Origin of the sequence: Streptomyces sp. PA03-1a (genome assembly GCF_033792805.1) — a bacterium.
Taxonomy (GTDB): Bacteria; Actinomycetota; Actinomycetes; order Streptomycetales; family Streptomycetaceae; genus Actinacidiphila.
This window is the reverse complement of record NZ_JARAVO010000066.1, coordinates 1-16,519: the sequence shown is the minus strand read 5'-3', so window position 1 is coordinate 16,519 and position 16,519 is coordinate 1. Positions and strand designations below refer to the sequence as shown.

General features: G+C 73.6%; 16 protein-coding genes and 1 pseudogene. 7 read left to right on the top strand and 10 right to left on the bottom strand.

From position 1 onward, the window contains the following. Positions 1-10: 10 nt before the first annotated feature. A pseudogene (locus PV341_RS17070) lies at positions 11-924 on the bottom strand (alpha/beta fold hydrolase). Positions 925-961: 37 nt separating this feature from the next. Between PV341_RS17070 and PV341_RS17065 the strand changes: the two are divergent. After that, positions 962-2,182 (top strand): threonine synthase, encoded by a 1,221-nt coding sequence (locus PV341_RS17065; protein WP_500323500.1) that lies wholly within the window; start codon positions 962-964, stop codon positions 2,180-2,182. Between the two features lie 323 nt (positions 2,183-2,505). Here the strand turns inward: PV341_RS17065 and PV341_RS17060 are convergent, their stop codons facing one another. Further along, positions 2,506-3,114 (bottom strand): flavin reductase family protein, encoded by a 609-nt coding sequence (locus PV341_RS17060; protein ID WP_500323498.1) that lies wholly within the window; start codon positions 3,112-3,114, stop codon positions 2,506-2,508. A gap of 164 nt (positions 3,115-3,278) precedes the next feature. On the opposite strand from PV341_RS17060, the gene PV341_RS17055 reads away from it, so the two are divergent. The 3 genes from PV341_RS17055 to PV341_RS17045 all read left to right on the top strand — a co-directional run bounded on the left by PV341_RS17055 (position 3,279) and on the right by PV341_RS17045 (position 5,272). Next, positions 3,279-3,887: a hypothetical protein gene (locus tag PV341_RS17055; RefSeq protein ID WP_500323496.1), complete on the top strand. Its 609-nt coding sequence runs from the start codon at positions 3,279-3,281 to the stop codon at positions 3,885-3,887. A gap of 161 nt (positions 3,888-4,048) precedes the next feature. Further along, complete coding sequence (locus PV341_RS17050; RefSeq protein ID WP_500323495.1) at positions 4,049-4,639, top strand: flavodoxin family protein; 591 nt, start codon at positions 4,049-4,051, stop codon at positions 4,637-4,639. 159 nt (positions 4,640-4,798) lie between these two features. Further along, complete coding sequence (locus tag PV341_RS17045; protein WP_499516057.1) at positions 4,799-5,272, top strand: carboxymuconolactone decarboxylase family protein; 474 nt, start codon at positions 4,799-4,801, stop codon at positions 5,270-5,272. Positions 5,273-5,387: 115 nt separating this feature from the next. On the opposite strand, the gene PV341_RS17040 is transcribed toward PV341_RS17045, so the two are convergent. The 6 genes from PV341_RS17040 to PV341_RS17015 form a co-directional block, all read right to left on the bottom strand. Then, complete coding sequence (locus tag PV341_RS17040; protein ID WP_500358266.1) at positions 5,388-6,407, bottom strand: acetamidase/formamidase family protein; 1,020 nt, start codon at positions 6,405-6,407, stop codon at positions 5,388-5,390. Continuing rightward, positions 6,404-7,822 carry an APC family permease gene (locus tag PV341_RS17035; protein ID WP_500323493.1) on the bottom strand — a complete coding sequence of 473 codons (1,419 nt, stop codon included), beginning with the start codon at positions 7,820-7,822 and terminating at the stop codon, positions 6,404-6,406. Before PV341_RS17035 ends, PV341_RS17040 begins: the two co-directional genes overlap by 4 nt. Before the next feature lie 120 nt (positions 7,823-7,942). Further along, positions 7,943-9,202 (bottom strand): vWA domain-containing protein, encoded by a 1,260-nt coding sequence (locus PV341_RS17030; RefSeq protein WP_500323492.1) that lies wholly within the window; start codon positions 9,200-9,202, stop codon positions 7,943-7,945. Beyond that, positions 9,199-10,458, bottom strand: coding sequence for an AAA family ATPase (locus PV341_RS17025; RefSeq protein WP_500358264.1), 1,260 nt, complete (start codon positions 10,456-10,458; stop codon positions 9,199-9,201). Before PV341_RS17025 ends, PV341_RS17030 begins: the two co-directional genes overlap by 4 nt. An 84-nt stretch (positions 10,459-10,542) precedes the next feature. After that, on the bottom strand, positions 10,543-11,967 hold the full coding sequence (locus PV341_RS17020) for a hypothetical protein (RefSeq protein WP_500358262.1): 1,425 nt from the start codon (positions 11,965-11,967) through the stop codon (positions 10,543-10,545). 152 nt (positions 11,968-12,119) lie between these two features. Continuing rightward, a complete protein-coding gene (locus tag PV341_RS17015) occupies positions 12,120-12,899 on the bottom strand; it encodes an SDR family NAD(P)-dependent oxidoreductase (protein WP_500323488.1) in 780 nt (259 codons plus the stop codon). A gap of 61 nt (positions 12,900-12,960) precedes the next feature. Between PV341_RS17015 and PV341_RS17010 the strand changes: the two genes are divergently transcribed. The 3 genes from PV341_RS17010 to PV341_RS17000 all read left to right on the top strand — a co-directional run bounded on the left by PV341_RS17010 (position 12,961) and on the right by PV341_RS17000 (position 15,260). After that, entirely contained in the window at positions 12,961-13,524 is a 564-nt protein-coding gene (locus PV341_RS17010; RefSeq protein WP_500358261.1) for a TetR/AcrR family transcriptional regulator, read from the top strand. A 72-nt stretch (positions 13,525-13,596) separates the two neighbouring features. Continuing rightward, positions 13,597-14,277 carry an NADPH-dependent F420 reductase gene (locus PV341_RS17005; protein ID WP_500323485.1) on the top strand — a complete coding sequence of 227 codons (681 nt, stop codon included), beginning with the start codon at positions 13,597-13,599 and terminating at the stop codon, positions 14,275-14,277. A gap of 41 nt (positions 14,278-14,318) precedes the next feature. Further along, positions 14,319-15,260: an AraC family transcriptional regulator gene (locus tag PV341_RS17000; RefSeq protein WP_500323483.1), complete on the top strand. Its 942-nt coding sequence runs from the start codon at positions 14,319-14,321 to the stop codon at positions 15,258-15,260. Between the two features lie 45 nt (positions 15,261-15,305). Here PV341_RS17000 and PV341_RS16995 read toward each other — a convergent pair whose 3' ends face one another. Both PV341_RS16995 and PV341_RS16990 read right to left on the bottom strand, forming a co-directional pair. Beyond that, positions 15,306-16,007: an alpha/beta fold hydrolase gene (locus tag PV341_RS16995; RefSeq protein ID WP_500358259.1), complete on the bottom strand. Its 702-nt coding sequence runs from the start codon at positions 16,005-16,007 to the stop codon at positions 15,306-15,308. A gap of 198 nt (positions 16,008-16,205) precedes the next feature. After that, entirely contained in the window at positions 16,206-16,472 is a 267-nt protein-coding gene (locus PV341_RS16990; RefSeq protein WP_500323479.1) for a type B 50S ribosomal protein L31, read from the bottom strand. Between the last annotated feature and the right edge of the window lie 47 nt (positions 16,473-16,519).

Sequence of the window (16,519 nt, the reverse complement as noted above, 5' to 3'; positions counted from 1 at the left end):
GGCCGGCGGGTCACGGCTCGTCGAGGAAGTCGGCCACGACGCGGTTGAACAGGGCCGGGTTCTCCCGGAACATCAGGTGGCTGCCGCCCTCGGCCGCGGAGAGGACGCGTGCCCGCGCACCGGGGATCAGGGAGGCGACCCATGCGGCCGTGCCGGGCGGGAAGATGCTCAGCTCGCCGCCGATGACGAGGGTGGGGACGTCGATCCGCGGCAGGACGTCCCTCCAGTCGCCCCCGTAGTGGTCCAGGTGCAGCGCGGCGGCGTGCCGCGGCGGGAGGAGCCGGTTCTGCTCCACGAGCCACTCCACGTCCGCGTCCGGGAGGGACGGGCCGTGCAGTATGCCGACGATGGCGCGTGATGTGGCGGCGGCGCTGTCGGGCGTGCCGCGCAACCCGGCGACGATGCCCTGGGACATCTCCGGGGTGAACACCGCCGACGGCGGCGCCTCGTCCCCGGCGCCGGCGAGCGCCGAGGAGATCACGGGCGGCTGGTCGACGATGACGAGGCGGGCGATCCGCTCGCCGCCGAAGAGGTCCCAGTAGGACCACGCGACCGGGCAGCCCATGGAGTGGGCGAGCAGGGTGACGTCCCGCAGGGCCAGGGCCTCCAGGAGGTTGTGCAGGTCCGTCGCCAGCCGGGCGATCCGGTAGCCGTGGGCGGGTCTGGCGGACGGCCGTGCCCGCGGTGGTCCGGCGCGATCACGCGGCGGCGGCCGCTCAGCCCGTCGATCTGCGGGCCGAACTCGGCGGCGCTCTGCGCGAAACCCGGGACGAGGACGAGCGGCTCCCCGGCGCCCGCCTCCGTGTAGCGCAGGCGCACTCCGTCGTTGGTGACCACCTCGCCCGCACGGCGTTCCGCGGGCGGGGGGCCGGTCGTCGCGTCGTCCACGGCACCTCGTGCGCCGCGTGGGCGGCGCCTTCCCATGCTGGCGACGGGCACCCGAGGAGGTATGAAGGGAACCATGACCTTGCCATTCAGTGTGCTGACGCATCTGGAGTGCGCGCGGTGCGGCCGCCGCCACGACGCCGACCGGGTGCAGAACCTGTGCGCGTGCGGATCTCCGCTCCTCGCCCGCTACGACCTGGACCGGGTCCGGGACTCCCTCACGCCCGCGGACCTCGCGGGCCGCCCGCAGAACCTGTGGCGCTACCACGAACTGCTGCCCGTACGCGATCCGGCACACGTCGTCACCCTCGGCGAGGGCATGACGCCCCTGGTGCCGCTGCCGCGGTACGGCGCGGCGATCGGCGTGCCGGGACTGGTGATGAAGGACGAGGGGCTGATACCCACCGGCAGCTTCAAGGCGCGGGGCGCGGCCGTCGGCGTGGCCAGGGCCCTCGAACTGGGCGCACGCGGGATCGCCATGCCCACCAACGGCAACGCGGGGGCCGCGTGGGCGACCTATGCCGCACGGGCGGGCCTGGACGCGCTCGTCGCGATGCCGGCGGACGCGCCGTCGATCACCCGGGCCGAATGCGCTGCCGCCGGGGCCGACCTGTACCTGGTGAACGGCCTGATCGGCGACGCGGGCCGGCTGGTGGCGGAGAAAATCGCCGCCGAGCCCGGTGTCTGGATGGACGCGGCGACCCTGAAGGAGCCGTACCGCATCGAGGGCAAGAAGACCATGGGCCTGGAGATCGCCGAGCAGCTCGGCTGGCGCGCGCCGGACGTCATCGTCTACCCCACCGGCGGCGGCGTCGGCCTCATCGGCATCCACAAGGCCCTGGTCGAACTGCGGGCCCTGGGGTGGCTGCAGGGGCCGATGCCGCGGCTGGTGAGCGTGCAGGCCTCCGGCTGCGCCCCCATCGTGCGCGCCTTCGAGAAGGGCGAGCGCACCAGTGAGCCGTGGCAGGACGCGCGCACGGTCGCGTTCGGCATCACCGTGCCCAAGGCGCTGGGCGACTTCCTCGTCCTGGACGCGCTGTACGAGACCGACGGCCGGGCCGTCGCGGTCGACGACGAGGAGCTGCTCGCCGACCGCGACAGGTGCGCCGCCGCCGACGGTGCCCTGCTGTGCCCGGAGGGCGCGGCGACGCTGTCGGCGGTGCGGGTCCTTCGCGAGCAGGGCTGGCTGTCCGGCGACGAGGAGGTGGTGGTGCTGAACACCGGGGCGGCGGCCAAGTACCCGGAGACCTTCCGGGTCGACCCGCCGGTCCTGGAGCTCACCGACCGCATCCCGTAGGCCCGCGCCGCCGCCGGGCGCCCCCGCCCGGCGGCGTCCGGCGCGCGGGCGGTCTCTGTCGTGCGGGGGGACGGTCCGGCGCACGCAGGAGCCGGCCGGTGGGTGCGCAGCCGAGGAGGGTCAGCCTCTCCCGGAACGCGGCCCGGTCCGCGAACAGTCCTTCGGCGTCGACGCACCGCGCCCACACCGTCCGCTCCGCGTCCCCCTCCTCGTGGACGAGCGCGAACCGCAGGGGCAGCTCTCGCCCCCCAGACGACCTCGCGCACCGACCCGTGCCCGTCCACGAGCCACACCCCTCCCCCGGCCCCGACGGCCGGCGACGATCACAGGGGTCGGGGCTCCTCGTACGGGATGCGGTTCAGGTGCCGGATCTCGCCGAGCGTGCCCCATTCGTCGGCGCCGAGTTTGGTGAGCGGCCGCAGCAGCGGGGCGCTCGGGCGGCCGTCCGCCAGGACCTCCTGGTCCGCGACGGCGTGCACCACCCGCCCGAAGACCAGCGTCGAATTGCCCATCCGCACGGTGGTGTGCGAGCGGCACTCCAGGGCGACCGGCGAGGCCGCCACCCTGGGCGGACGCACCCTCAGGCTCGGTTCGCGCTCGATGCCCGCGTGGTCGAACTCGCTGACGTGCCGCGGGAAGTCGGTGGCCGTGACGTTGACCAGCGGCATCAGGACCTCGGAGGCGAAGTTCACCACGAACTCCCCGGTGTCCTCGACATTGCGCAGCGAGTCCTTGCGGCCGATCGAGGTGAACTGCACGATCGGCGGATCCGTGCTCGCGATGCTGAAGAAGGAGTGCGGCGCGAGGTTCTCGTACCGGCCGTCCGGGGTGACGGTGGAGATCCACGCGATCGGCCGGGGCACGACCACGGAGGTCAGGAAGCGGTAGAAGGCGAAGCCGCCCATGGCCTCGGGATCGAAGTCGACGCGCATGGCCGCAGTATCCACGGCCGCGCCCGCCGTCCCGCCCCCGCGGCGGCCCCGGCGTGTCGGCTCCCGGGGGTGCCGTGGCCGCAGCGGTGACTTGGGCATGTGCGCGCACGCGGCTGAGTACGCGTACTCAAGCGCCCCGCGCCGCCCGGTCCGAGGCTGTCCGCATGACACGAACTCCCGCACTCGCGATGGCGGTTCTGACCGCCCTGACGCTTGCCGCCTGCGGCACCGAGCACACGAACGCCGCCGACGCCGTCAAGGTGCGGCCCGCCGGGGCGCCGTCGGCTGCGGAGGATCCGGAGCGGGCGTTCATCGAGAGGGTGAACACGGTCGCGCGGCCCTGCGCCCTGGAGGTCCCGTCCGGGGAGGACGAGCCCGTCGCCCCGGGCGAGAAGCCGCGGACCGGTCCGGCGGAGGCACTGCCGACCGGTGACGGCGCGCCCGCGCTGCCGACCGCGGGCCCGGAGGTGGAGCCGAACGCCGTGGAGTGGTGCGCGGGGCACCTCCACGTCGAGCGAATCACGCAGGCGCTGATGGGTGTGGCGGACCCGACCCCCGACAAGGTGAGGCGGGTCCTGAACGGTCTCGGGTACATCGACGAGCGCATCCACGGCCTGAAGCGGTCCGGTGCGACCACACGGTTCTCCATCGACCTGCGGGTCATGGGCGGCGCGCTCGGCCTGAAGGGCACGGCGGCCGGCGCGTACACCGACGTCGAGTTCGTCGCGGCCCCCGAGACCGGCCCGTTCGAGCCCGGCGCCGCGGGCCGCTGATCCCGCGGGCGCCCGGTGCCGGACCGAGGTCGGCATCGGCCGGCAAGGTGCTCCTGGTCACAAACGGCCGGTCGGTGTCATAGCGGCGGGCACTGTCCGGTCGTGGTGGGTGAGGGCTCCCCCAGGGGAGCCGGAGACACCCCCGCAAGAGGAGAACGTCCATGACCACACCCGTCGTCGCGATCGCGTACCACTCCGGCTACGGCCACACGACCGTCCTCGCCGAGGCCGTGCGTGACGGCGCCGCGGAAGCCGGCGCCGTCGTCCACCTGGTCAAGGTCGACGAGATCACCGAGGAGCAGTGGGAGCTGCTCGACGCCGCCGACGCGATCGTCTTCGGTTCGCCGACCTACATGGGCACGGCCTCGGGTGCCTTCCACCAGTTCGCCGAGACGACCTCCAAGCGCTGGTTCGTCCACTCCTGGAAGGACAAGCTGGCCGCCGGCTTCAGCAACTCCGGTGCCAAGAGCGGCGACAAGCTCCACACGCTGCAGTACTTCTCCATCCTCGCGGCCCAGCACGGCATGACCTGGGTCAACCTCGGCCTGCACCCGGGCTGGAACAGCTCCACCGCCTCCGAGGACGACCTCAACCGCCTCGGCATCTACCTCGGCGCGGGTGCCCAGACGCACACCGACGTCGGCGCGGACGAGGTCCACAAGGCCGACATCGCGACCGCCGCGCACCTCGGCCGCCGGGTCGCCGAGCAGGCCCGCATCTACGCCGCGGGACGCTCGGTCGTCGGCGCCTGAGCCGGTCCCGCCCCACCACGCGGCCGGTGCGCCCCCGGGTGTGCCGGCCGTCGTGCCCCGCGCGGGACGCAGACCCGCGCCACGCTCACCGCGCTGTCACATTCCGCGGGGCAGCCCGGTCATCACTGCGTATCGCACCCCACAGCAGAGGAGATCACCATGGAAGCCCGCGTGAACTACTTCGGCCACCCGCTCGCCGGCAAGGTCATGAGGCACCTGAACTCGGCGAGCAAGGTGCTGGCGGAGTCCACGCTGCCGGTCCTCACCCAGGAGCTGGTGAAGATCCGCGCCAGCCAGATCAACGGCTGCGGCTTCTGCACCGACATGCACACCAAGGAGGCCGCCGCCGCCGGTGAGACCTCGGTGCGCCTGAACCTGATCGCCGCCTGGCGCGAGGCCACGGTCTTCACCGACGCCGAGCGTGCCGCCCTGGAGCTCGCGGAGGAGGCCACCCGTGTCGCCGACGCCGCCGGTGGCGTCTCGGACGCGGTCTGGGGGAACGCCGCCAAGCACTTCGACGAGGACCAGCTGGTCGCCCTGATCTCGCTCATCGCCGTGATCAACGCCTACAACAGGATCAACGTGATCAACCAGCAGCCTGCGGGCGGCTACCAGCTCGGCATGTTCGGCTGATCCGCGGTTCCCGCCGCCGGCGCCGCACAGGCCAGGCCGTCCGTCCCCCTCCCGCTCCCGACCGCGGGGCGGGGACGGACGGCGTTTCCCGGCCGTCCCCGACGGCGCCGGCGGTTCAGCGCGTACGAAGGTACTCCAGCCCCCTCTCGCGCAGCGACCGGTGCAGGCCGTCGTACGCGGGCGAGCCGTCCAGCACGGTCTTCGGCAGCTTGGCGACCACGGTGTAGTTGGTGTCGACCACGTTCCCGATGGGCGCCAGTCCGGCCTGGCTGACCAGCTGGTACGCGTCCAGCTGGTGCAGACCGGTCAGGGAGGACGTCCAGCCGACCAGGTCGTGCTGGCTGATCCGGTAGGCGTCCTCGAGCGGCCGGACCGACCCGGTCGACATCAGGAAGCGGTCGTCCTCCAGGCGCGGCCAGGCGGGCGCGCCGCCCTTGAGCAGGTCGATCACGACCACGGTGTGCATCGCTGCCTCGACCGCGGTGCCGCACACCTCGCCCTCGCCCTGCCGGCAGTGCCCGTCGCCGATCGCCAGCTGCGCCCCGGGCACGTTGACGCCCAGGTAGAGGGTGGTGCCGGCGCGCATCTCCGGGGTGTCCATGTTCCCGCCGTGCGCGCCCGGGGTGATGCTCATGACGACCTCGCCGGCGGCGGGGGCGACCCCCACGGTGCCGTGCATCGGGTCAAGGGGCAGCTCGACCGTGTGGTCGGAGAAGCGGGCCTGGAACCGGCAGCTGTTGCGCTCGCGGTCGATCCCGTACCGCCAGACGACCTCCTCCAGCGGGTCGTGCAGCATCGCCGTGGCGTGCGTCGTGGTCAGCGCGCCGAAGTGCGGGAAGGTGGTGGACACCGCCCAGTCCCGGGCCGGCGCGATGTCGACGAAGTGGACGGCCAGGGTGTCGCCCGGCTCGGCCCCCTCGACGTGGATCGGGCCGGTGACCGGGTTGAGGTACGGGAACTCGCACACCTTGCTCGGGAGGTCCTCGGGACCCCGGACCAGGCCGCCGAAGCAGTCCTCCGTGAAGAGCTCCACGATCGTCCCCGGCCGCACGCGCAGCAGGGGCTCGCGGCCGCCGAAGGCGTAGGCGTACTGCTCGGGCGTCGGGTGGAGGCGTACCACTTCGAGGTCGCTCATGACGGTTCGGCCTCCTCGGCCAGGGTGGTCTCGGAAGGCTCGGCGGGCAGTTCCGGGCGCCGGCCCGCGATCAGCAGCCCCACCAGCAGGGCCGCACCGATCGCCAGCCACAGGAAGCCGAGCCGCTGGGCGGTGACCTTCGCGTTGACGACGACGAAGGTGAGGATCCCGAAGCCGATCAGCGGCGCGATCAGGTGGCGCCACCAGTCGCGGCTGCCCTGCCGGACGACGTAGTGGACGACGACCGAGACGTGCAGCACCAGGAACGCGGTCATCGCCCCGAAGTTGACCAGCGAGCTGAGCAGGGTGATGCCGTCGTCGCGGGAGTTCATGTACAGGCCCAGCCCCAGCGAGACCACGGCGACCAGCAGCGTCGCGTTGACCGGGACACGGCGACGGGGGTCGATCTCCGCCAGGAAACGGGGTAGTTGACGGTCGCGGGCCATCGCGAACAGCAGCCGGGAGGTCGCCGCCTGCGCGACCAGGGAGTTGGCGAAGCCCCAGGCGATCGCGGTGGCCAGTGCGCTCAGGGTGCTCAGCCAGCGGCCTCCGGCGACCTGGGCCGCGTCGTAGAAGGCGGTGCCGTCCGGGTCCCCCTCCTTGATCAGCGTCGGCGCCTCGGGCACCAGCATCGCCGCGATCCAGGTCTGGACGATGAAGAGCGCACCGGCGAGCAGCAGCGCGGCCATCATGGCCCTGCCGATCGCCCGGGCGGATTCGCGGTTCTCCTCGGCGAGGGTGGAGATGCCGTCGAAGCCGAGGAAGCTGAGCACGGCGATCGACACCGCCCCGAAGATCAGGGACCAGGAGAAGGTGCCGGAGTCGTAGAAGGCGTGCAGGCTGAAGCTGCCCTTGCCCTGGGCGAGCGCGGCGGTCCCGAAGGCCAGGAAGATCGCGAGGACGACCAGTTCGGCCACGAGCATGATCTTGTTGATCCTGGCGGTCATCTCGATGCCGAGCCAGTTCACGACGGTGTTGAGGACGACGAACCCGATCAGCCAGATCCACACGGGCACCGACTCGACCTGCGAGTTCATCGCCACCGCGGCGATCAGGTAGAGCAGCGCCGGGACCAGGATGTAGTCCAGCAGGATCATCCAGCCGGAGAGAAAGCCGAACGGCCTGCCGATGCCCCGCCCCGCGTAGGAGTAGACCGACCCGGCCATCGGGAAGGCCCGGGACATCTGCGCGTAGGAGTGCGCGGTGAACATCATCGCCAGCATGCCGATGGCGTAGGCGAGGGCGACCATGCCGCCCGAGCCCTGGAAGACACCGCCGAAGATGCCGAAGGGCGCGATCGGCACCATGAAGACCAGGCCGTAGACCACCAGGTCCCGGAAGCCGAGTGACCGCGCCAACTGCTGGGTGTAGCCGTACTTCTCGAGATCTTGCCCTTGAGGTGCGCTGTCGCTCACGTCGCCTCCCCGGCGGCCGCGGTCCCCTGACTGGCGGGGTGATCTTAGGGTCCGCGGCCGACGCAGGGGAACGCCTGTGCACAGGGATTCTGACGGAACATGACATGTTCCCGGGCACCGTCACCCGGCGGGGCCGGACGACCCGATGACGACCACGCGCGCCCAGTCGGGCGGCGTGTCCGGCACGTAGTCGGGATCGTGCTCGCGCCACGAGCGGCGCCCGCCCTGGCGGGGGAACAGGCCCACGACCGTGCGGCAGGCCGGGCGCGCATCGGGCCAGGGCGTCTGACCGTCGGTCAGCACCACGACGACGTCCGGCCGGGGCCGTGTGCGCAGCGCCCGCGCGAAGCCGCTGCGCAGGTCCGTACCGCCACCGCCCACCAGCGGGATGTCCTCGGCACGGCACAGCGGGTGGGCGATCCGGGCCGCGGCGTCGCACGGCACCACGGTGACCAGGTCGCGACGGCCGCCCACGGCGCGGGCGATGGCGGCCACTTCGAGGAGCGCGCTGCCCAGTTCGGCGTCACTGACCGAGCCGGACGTGTCGATGACCACGCAGACCCTGGGCGGTCTGCGCCGCAGGCTCGGCAGGACGACGCCAGGCACACCGGCCGACCGGCGCGAGGGCCGTCCGTAGCTGTAGTCCTGGCCCGCGCCGGAACCGGAGGCCGCCGAGCGCACCGCCGCGCCCAGCAGTTCCCGCCACTGCTGCGGCGGATGGAACGCCTCCTCCGCCCACCGCCGCCAGCTCTTCGGCGCATGGCCCGGGCGGCCGTTGATGGCCTGCGCCACGCGGAAGCGGACGCCGTCCCGTTCCTGCTCGCTCAGGCCGTGGGCGCCCTCCGGGCCCAGGTCCCACTCGCGTTCGAGGCCGTCCGCGCCGCTGCCGCAGTCCAGCCAGACGAAGTCCTGCGTGAGCGGGCCGATCCCGAACCGCCCGAGGTAGTCCTCCATGAGCTGCCCGTCGGGGAGTCCCAGGGTCCTGGGGAGGACGGCGCCCTGAGGCGTGTCCAGCCCGTCCCCGAAGGCGTCGTCGTTGACCTCGCAGTCCGCGGCGATGTTCATCCGCAGCCGCTCCGCCGGGCCCTCCAGTCCCTGCTCCCGTGCGACGCGGTCACCGCGCCCGTGGTGGTCGCGCAGCAGGTGCGACACCTCGTGCACCCACACCCCGGCCAGTTCTTCGAGCGGCGTGCGGTCCACGAACCCCGGTGAGACGTAGCACCGCCAGTGCGCGTCGACGGCCATCGTCGGCACCCGCCGGGACTCCACGACGTGCAGCGCGAACAGGGCCGTCGCCAGATAGGGGCGGACCCGGGCGGCGTACAGCCGGGCGGCGAAGAGCTTCTCGAGGTCCAGCGCCACCGGCGCCTGCGCGTTCACCGGCCGGCCTTCGCGACGAGCCCGGCCCCGGTCCGGTCGGCGGCCCGGTCGGCGCGCCGGGACAGGGACACCACTGCGGCCAGCCGCTCGATGGCCGCGGGGACGTCCCATTCCTCGCGGCGCAGCGAGGCGAGCGTGGTGGCCGGGACGACGACCAGATCCGGGGCCCCGGTCTCCAGGGCCCGGACCAGCAGGGCCCACGCCGCGTCCCAGCGCGACTTCTCCGGCCGGTTGCGGACGGCGTCCACCACACCGTCCAGGACGGCCTGGCGCAGGTCCCCGCGCTCGGGCAGGACGGCGCCGGCCGGGTCGGCGAGCAGTTCCTCGGGGTCGGGGAGGTCCATGCGGTCCATGCTCGCCAGCAGCTCCAGCCCCGGACCGTCCCCGACGGCACCTCTGACGAGCAGGGAGAGCACGTCCCGGGAGGCGTCGGCCGCGGTCGCGAAGGCGATCAGGCACAGCGTCATCTCCCAGCTCCGGGGGGACGGCCAGGCGCCGCCGCGGCGGGTCTCGTTGGTGGGGAGGCGGTGGACGAGGCCTGGGCGGGCGGCGAGGAGCCCGCACACCGCGCGGCGGGCGAAGTCCACGGCACCGGGCAGCTTCCCGGGGTCGAGCCGTGGCAGCGTCGCCCGGGGCCAGGTGCCGCCGAGGCCGCGGACCACCACGTCGTGGTCGTGCGTCCACTGCAGGTGGACGAAGCGGTTGGCCAGCGGCGCGCTCAGTTCCCAGCCGTCGGCCGCCGAGGAGCGGGGGTTCGCGGCGGCCACGATCCGGACCCCGGGCGGCAGCCGCAGGGCGCCGATCCGCCGTTCGAGCACGAGACGGAGCAGGGCCGCCTGCACCGCGGGCGGCGCGGTGGACAGCTCGTCGAGGAAGAGCAGGCCCCGGCCGGCCCGGACCAGCCGGACCGCCCAGTCCGGCGGGGCCAGCGGGACGCCCTGTTCGGCGGGGTCGTCCCCGACGACGGGCAGCCCGGAGAAGTCGGACGGCTCGTGGACGCTGGCGATCACCGTGGTCAGCGGGAGGTCGAGGGCGGCGGCGAGCTGGGTGAGCGCCGCGGTCTTGCCGACCCCGGGCTCGCCCCACAGGAGCACGGGCAGGTCGGCGGCGACGGCCAGAGTGAGGGCCTCCAGCTGGGTGTCGGGGCGCGGTTCGGTGGTGGTGTCGCGCAGCAGGGTCAAAAGGGCGTCTGCGACGTCGAGTTGGGGGGCGGAGTCCGGGTCGGCGGGCAGGGTGGACAGGGCGGACGTGGGCATGGGTGATCACCTCGGGGGTCTGAGAAGCCGAAAGCCGAAAAGGGGTACGGGAGCGTGCGCGGGGACACCGCGCACGCCCCGGGGTCAGCGGGAGGCGCGCTGCCGCGGGTGCGGCCGGCCGGGGCGGGAACGGGTGCGGGGTGCCGGGAAGCGGTCGCGCGGCGGCACCCGCCCGGGGGCGGGCCCGGCGAGACCTGCCCTGAACAGGCCGTAGACGATGCGCCGTTGGGCGGCCGCCTCCAGTTCGTCCCGCAGCGGTCCGTCGCGGAGCACCGCGCCGGGACCGAGCAGTCCCTCGACGACGGCCAGCGCGCCGGCGGTGTCGCCGTGGTCGAGGCGTGCCCTTACGTCGGCGAGGGATTCCGGACGCCGGTGCGCCCGGTCGATCGCCTGCAGGCAGGGCAGCGGGGTACCGGTCAGCGCGACCAGCAGTTCCTCGCGGCGGATCTCTTCCGGGTCATGGTCCAGCGCGGTCAGGACGCCGTCGACCAGGCCGATCCGGTGCGGTGCGCCCCGGCACTCCACGACGCGCGGTCGTCCCGGCCGCCCCCGCGGCAGGGACGGACCGGACGGCGTGTGATCCGGTACGAGCGCGGCGGCGACCAGCGGGTGCAGCCCGTCGGCGCCGATCAGTCCGGCGTCGAGCAGTTCGAGGTCCGGCGGCACCCAGGTCGCCGCGTCCGGCAGCACCGGCAGCGCCCGGGCGCCGCCACGGTCCGCGGGCGCCGCCGAGATCCACGCGATGGGCGCTCCTGTGCCGTCACCGTCGCCGGTCACCTCCACCAGCAGCCGGTGGCGGGAGCCCAGGCGCACGGTGACGGCACCGCTGGTGCGGCCCTCGGCACGCAGCACCCTCCGCGCCTCGTCCGCCCACCGGTCGACCGCGCAGCGCTGGTACGGCGGCAGTGGCCCGGGCGGTTCCGGGTCCGGGAGGGGAGGCAGGTCGGCGGACCCGCGGCCGGTTCCGGCGCGCAGCGGCAGTTCACCGGTTCTGCGCGCGTCCCACAGGTGGCGGTGCAGGTCGAGACGGAACCGCCGGTTGGGACGGGCGTGCGGATGGTGGAGGGCACCCGCGCCGGGGTGGTCCGGGTCCCACAGGGCGAGGCTGATCCGCTGCCCGCCGTCCGCCCACGCCGGCGGGGTCCGGACGACGAGGTGCACCAGGTCGCCGCCCTCCGGCTCCGCGGCCCCGTACCCGGCCAGGGAGATGGTCAGGCCCGGACGCAGCAGACCGTCGGGGGCGACCCTGGGCATGTGCCAGCGCAGCAGGTCGGGGACCAGATGCCGGAGGTCGGCCCGGACCCGGGCCGCGAGTTCCCGGCCGTGGGTACGGGCGAGGGAACGCAGGTTGAGGTCGACGTCGATGCCGGCGGCGGCACAGGCCCCGGCCCAGTCACCGCCTCGGCGGCGGGCGGTCGCGGTCTCGACCATGGAGGGCGGCACGGCGAACTCGCGCACGCGCAGCCAGAAGGAGAGGCGGGAATCCTCGTTCGCGGTCTGAGTGAGCATCAGCACTCACCTTGCGCGGACGGGTCCCCCAATCTGGAAGGAGAGTCAGTTGTCATCGCGGGGAGCATAGCGTTCCCGTCACGATCTGTCAGGCCCTCACCCGGCACCGACGCCCCGGCACCGGGCGCCGCCAGGCTCCGCGGGGGCCCGGGTCACGTCACGGAGCGGATGGTGCCGCCGTCCACGCGGATCGTGGCGCCGCTGACGTAGTCCGCGTAGGGGCTCGCCAGGTAGGCGACGGCGCCCGCGATCTCCTCGGGCCGGCCGAAGCGGCCGATGTCGTTGGGCACGAAGTCCCGCGCGGCGTTGCGTTCGATCTCCTGCCACGACCGGCCCCAGCCGCGCTCCGGCGCGAGTCCGGTGATCAGGTCCTGCACCGCGTCGACGAGGATCGCCCCGGGGGAGACCACGTTGGAGGTCACCCCGGTGTCCTTCAGCTCCCGCGCCAGGGAGACGGCCAGGTTGTGCCGCGCGGCGAGCGACGCGTTGTAGTGGGGCTGCATCGCGATCGGCTGCGAGGCGAGCCCGCCGCCGATCTGGATCACCCGGCCCCAGCCGCGCTCGCGCATCCCGGGCACCAGCCGCTGGATCATGCGGACGCCCGAGACCACGTTGACCTCGTACGTCCGCAGCCACTCCACCGCGGTGGCCTCGGCCCAGCCGACGTGGTCGTACGAACCGGCGTTGTTGACCAGGACGTCGACCTCGCCGGCGACCCGGGCCACCGCGTCGGCGCCCTCGTCCGTGGCGAGGTCGCCGATCGCCGCGGCGACGGCCCCGGTCCTCTCCGCCACCTCGCGCGTGCGCGCCTCGTCCCGTCCGTGCACCACGACGTCGGCGCCCTCCGCGGCGAGCAGCGCGGCGATCGCCGCGCCGAGGCCGGAGCTGGAACCGGTCACCAGGGCCCGGCGGCCGGTCAGGTTCAGATCCATCGCAGTGTCCTTCCGATCATGTATACACCCGTAGACATGACTCCAGTCTACACTCGTCAACATGACGACTCCGCGACGCCGCGACGCGGCCGCCACCAAGGAGGCCATCCTGCGTGCGGGCATCGAGGCCTTCACCCGGCACGGCTACGACGGCGTCGGAGTGCGGGAGATCGCCAAGGCCGCCGGGGTCACCGCGATGCTGGTGGGCCGCTACTTCGGCTCCAAGGAAGGGCTCTTCGCCGAGGTGGTGGAGGCGTCCATGACCGAGCGCACGGTCCTCACCAGCGACCCGGCCACCCTCGCCCGAGACGTGGCCGCCGCACTCGTCCGCCGGACCGCGCCGGAGGCCGACAGCCTCGACCCGTTCCTCCTCATGCTGCGCTCGGCACCCAACCCCCGCGCCGCGGAGATCCTGCGGGCCGGCATCGAGAACCACGTCGAGGCCCATCTACTCGACGTCGCACCGCAGTTGCGGGGGACCGACCGCGCCGCCATGGCCCTCTCGGTCGTCGCGGGCTTCTGGCTGATGCGCACGATCATCGGCAGCACCGCGATCAACGGCACCGACGAGGCGGCCCTCGCCCGGAGGCTGGAACAGGTGTTCGCCCTGCTCCTCGACGGCTGACCACACTCCCGTTTTGCCCGGTCTTTGCGGCTCCGCGGAAACAGAATCGCGGGGTCCGGGGTTGCGACCTACATGGCGACTCTTGGACTGATCGGCAGCGGATCCATCGGCGGCACCCTGGCGCGGCTCGCCGTGGACGCGGGCCTGGACGTGGTGCTCAGCAACTCACGCGGACCGGAGACCCTCGACGGCCTGGTGGCCGATCTGGGCCCCCGGGCACGCGCGGCGACCCCGGCGGAGGCCGCCGCGGCGGGCGACTGGGTCGTGGTGACGATCCCGCTCAGGGCCTTCGACCAGGTCCCCGCGGCCCCGCTGACCGGGAAGACGGTCATCGACACCGGCAACTACTACCCCCAGCGCGACGGCCGGATCGCCGCGCTCGAGGACGGGACCAGCACGGAGAGCGAACTGCTCCAGGGCCACCTGCCCGACGCCCACGTGGTGAAGGCGTTCAACAACATCTTCTTCCGTCACCTCGCCGCACTCGCCCGCCCGAAGGGCTCGCCCGACCGGACCGCCCTGCCGATCGCCGGCGACGACCCGGTCGCCGTCGCGCACGCCACGGAACTCCTCGACGTGCTCGGCTACGACGCGGTCGGCTACGGCACCCTCGCCGACAGTTGGCGTTCGCAGCCCGGCACCCCCGTGTACGGCCTGCCCTACGCGGGCGGCGAGGCGGACTTCTCGAAGGCCACGGCGACCCCAACGTCCGCCGACACGATCCGGGCCGCTCTCGCCGCCGCCACCCGCTGAAGGACGGACCCCGCGGCAGCGCCGACAGCGCCGGAGGACACGTGACCGATCCGCTGACCGACGTCCTGGGCCTGCTCGACCTGCGCAGCGCACACTTCGCCCGGCTGGAGGCCCAGGAGCCGTGGGCCGTCGGCTTCCCCGGCTACCGGCACATCAAGTTCGGCGCCGTGCTCCTCGGCAGCTGCCGGATCGCGGTGACCGGCTCCGGGGCCCCGGAGCCGGTCACCCTGAAGGAGGGCGACTGCTACCTGATCGGCGGTGGCCGTGGCTACGAACTGGCGGGCGGTCCCGAGGTCCCGGCGGTGCCGAGCGACGAGGTCTTCGCCGGCTTCAGGCCCGGGAACACGGTCCGGATCGGCACGGCGCCCGACGCGGTCCTGGTGGGCTGCGGATTCGACCTCGACGAGGCCAACGCCGCCGTACTCCTGGACGTGCTGCCGCCCCTGATCCACGTCGGCGCCGGGTCCACCGCGGCGGAGGGCATCCGGGCGGCGCTCGAACTGCTCCGCGTGGAGACCGGCGAGCCCGCGCTCGGCACCCCCTTCGTGACCGAGCGGCTGGCGCACGTCCTGCTGGTCCACCTGCTCAGGGCGCACGTCGCCGAGCACGGGCCAGAGGGCGGCGCCTGGCTCACCGCGCTCGCCGACCGGCACGTCGGGGCCGCGCTGGGGCTGATGCACGACCGGCCCGCACACCCCTGGACCGTCGCCGAACTCGCCGGGAAGAGCGGGATGTCGAGGTCCCGGTTCGCCGACAGGTTCACCAGGACCGTGGGCGTCCCGCCGCTGGAGTACCTCGCGGGCTGGCGCATCCGCTCCGCGGCGCGGGAGCTGAGGACGGGCGACCGCACCGTCGCCTCGATCGCGGCGCGCTGGGGCTACGGCTCCGAGAGTTCGTTCAGCCACGCCTTCAAGCGCGTCATGGGGTCCTCGCCCGGACGCTACCGCGCGGCGGGACCGCACCGCCCCGAAGGGGCGCGGTGAGGGCCCCGGAGATCTCCGGGGCCCTCACCGGCCGGGGCGCGCCGGTCAGTGGCCGGCGTCGGTGGTGATCAGCTTGGCCAGCTCCCCGGGCATGGACAGGAAGGGCGAGTGGCCCGAGGGCAGCCGGTGGGTGCGCTGCGCGCGGGCCGCCATGGCCTCCTGGAACTCCGGGGCGAGCGCCGTGTCCCGCTCGGTGAGGACGTAGGTGGAGGGCACCGTCTTCCAGGCGGCGGCGGTGAGGGGTTCGCAGAAGGACCTGGCCGTCTGGAGGACCAGGCGCGCGGTGGCGTCCTCCGCGTCCTGCGGTGCGGCGTCCCCGTAGAAGGCGGCCTTGGCGTCCTCGTAGTGCCCGTGCGCGGACAGCGAGGCGACGCCGGCGCCGGAGATCTTGCCACCGCTCATGCCGTCGATGGACTCGCCCTCGTCGAGCATGAAGGCGGAGAGGTAGACGATCCGGGACACGTTCGGCGCGTCCGCGGCGGCCTGCGTGACGGGGATGCCCGCGTAGGAGTGGGCGAGGACGGTCACCGGGCCGGCGACGGCGTCCAGGCGCTCGCGGACGGCCCGCGCGTCGTCGTGCATCCCGGCCGTGTTCCCTTCGTCGGCCGAGGCGCTCGGCAGGTCGACGGTCTCGACCCGCCAGCCCAGCGCGGTGAGTTCGGGGACGAGCCTGTCGAAGCACCAGGCGCCGTGCCAGGCGCCGTGGACGAGGAGGATGGCGGGCCGGCTGTTGTCTGCAGTGGTCATGTGAGGCCTTTGGTACACGGTCGGGAACGCGGACGTCGGTGACGCCCTCCGTCACCGACCGTAGTTCCGGGGCCTGCGGCGGACCATGCGCGTCCGTCCGGCGTTCTTGAGCGCGCGTCCCGCGTACGCGCGCGGGGCGGGGCGGCACCCGGCACCGGGGGGCCGGTGTCCGGGCGCCGCCGAGGAGCGCGGCGAGCGTCAGCTTGCGTCGTGTGCCGCGTCCCCGTTCCCGTAGCGGCGCCGGAACCGCTCGACGCGGCCGGCGGTGTCCACCACGCGGGCGGTGCCGGTGTAGAACGGGTGGCTCGCGGAGGAGATCTCCACGTCCACGACGGGGTAGACGTTGCCGTCCTCCCAGACGACGGTCTTCCCGCTGGTCATCGTGGAGCGGGTGAGGAAGGCGAAGTCCGCCGCCCGGTCGCGGAAGACGACGGGACGGTAGTCGGGGTGGATGCCGGGTTTCACGGGTTCTCCGAGACGTGTCGTGCGGCCCGCGGGGGCCGGTGGTGGGG

What these genes read in the sequence shown, in the direction of transcription:
- PV341_RS17005 (WP_500323485.1), top strand. Translation starts at nt 13,597, where the DNA reads ATGGCGACTCTTGGACTGATCGGCAGCGGATCCATCGGCGGCACCCTG.
- PV341_RS17050 (WP_500323495.1), top strand. Translation starts at nt 4,049, where the DNA reads ATGACCACACCCGTCGTCGCGATCGCGTACCACTCCGGCTACGGCCAC.
- PV341_RS16995 (WP_500358259.1), bottom strand. Translation starts at nt 16,007, where the DNA reads ATGACCACTGCAGACAACAGCCGGCCCGCCATCCTCCTCGTCCACGGC.
- PV341_RS17025 (WP_500358264.1), bottom strand. Translation starts at nt 10,458, where the DNA reads ATGCCCACGTCCGCCCTGTCCACCCTGCCCGCCGACCCGGACTCCGCC.
- PV341_RS17055 (WP_500323496.1), top strand. Translation starts at nt 3,279, where the DNA reads ATGACACGAACTCCCGCACTCGCGATGGCGGTTCTGACCGCCCTGACG.
- PV341_RS17065 (WP_500323500.1), top strand. Translation starts at nt 962, where the DNA reads ATGACCTTGCCATTCAGTGTGCTGACGCATCTGGAGTGCGCGCGGTGC.
- PV341_RS17010 (WP_500358261.1), top strand. Translation starts at nt 12,961, where the DNA reads ATGACGACTCCGCGACGCCGCGACGCGGCCGCCACCAAGGAGGCCATC.
- PV341_RS17045 (WP_499516057.1), top strand. Translation starts at nt 4,799, where the DNA reads ATGGAAGCCCGCGTGAACTACTTCGGCCACCCGCTCGCCGGCAAGGTC.
- PV341_RS17015 (WP_500323488.1), bottom strand. Translation starts at nt 12,899, where the DNA reads ATGGATCTGAACCTGACCGGCCGCCGGGCCCTGGTGACCGGTTCCAGC.
- PV341_RS17040 (WP_500358266.1), bottom strand. Translation starts at nt 6,407, where the DNA reads ATGAGCGACCTCGAAGTGGTACGCCTCCACCCGACGCCCGAGCAGTAC.
- PV341_RS17060 (WP_500323498.1), bottom strand. Translation starts at nt 3,114, where the DNA reads ATGCGCGTCGACTTCGATCCCGAGGCCATGGGCGGCTTCGCCTTCTAC.
- PV341_RS17020 (WP_500358262.1), bottom strand. Translation starts at nt 11,967, where the DNA reads ATGCTCACTCAGACCGCGAACGAGGATTCCCGCCTCTCCTTCTGGCTG.